Origin of the sequence: Desertibacillus haloalkaliphilus (genome assembly GCF_019039105.1) — a bacterium.
Classification (GTDB): domain Bacteria; phylum Bacillota; class Bacilli; order Bacillales; family KJ1-10-99; genus Desertibacillus; species Desertibacillus haloalkaliphilus.
The window spans coordinates 1-431 of record NZ_JAHPIV010000153.1; the positions used below are offsets into that span (position 1 = coordinate 1).

Annotated in this window: 1 protein-coding gene; it reads right to left on the bottom strand. The window is 39.0% G+C overall.

Annotation, left to right across the window (positions count from 1 at the left end):
* The coding region (locus tag KH400_RS21300) for an adenylate/guanylate cyclase domain-containing protein (protein WP_217228062.1) at positions 1-431 on the bottom strand (431 nt) is incomplete at both ends.

Genomic DNA, 431 nt, shown 5'->3' on the forward strand with positions numbered 1-431 from the left:
GTATAAGCCATACGATGGGTTGCACCATAATTCCCTACGTGGCAATAACCTGTACTAATACCCATACGGATATGTAAGGCTGAATATCCCATTTTCTTCCATCGTTCGCGCAACAACTTCATTTGCTGACGCATAGCAATTGCCATTTCTACACAGGATTTGGCATCTTGCTCAACCCCTTGTGAATTCGGATCTCCAAAAAATATGAGAATCGCATCTCCCATAAATTTATCGACCGTCGCTTCATATTGCTTTGCAATTTCAGTCATATGACTTAAATAATCGTTCAGCAAGAAAGCTAAGTCATCAGGAATTAAAGTTTCTGATAGTTCAGTAAATCCCTGAATATCAGAAAAGAATACGGTCATTTTTTTACGTTTATATTCGATTTTTGCTTCGGCTTCCCCTCGCATAATCGACTGCCATAATTG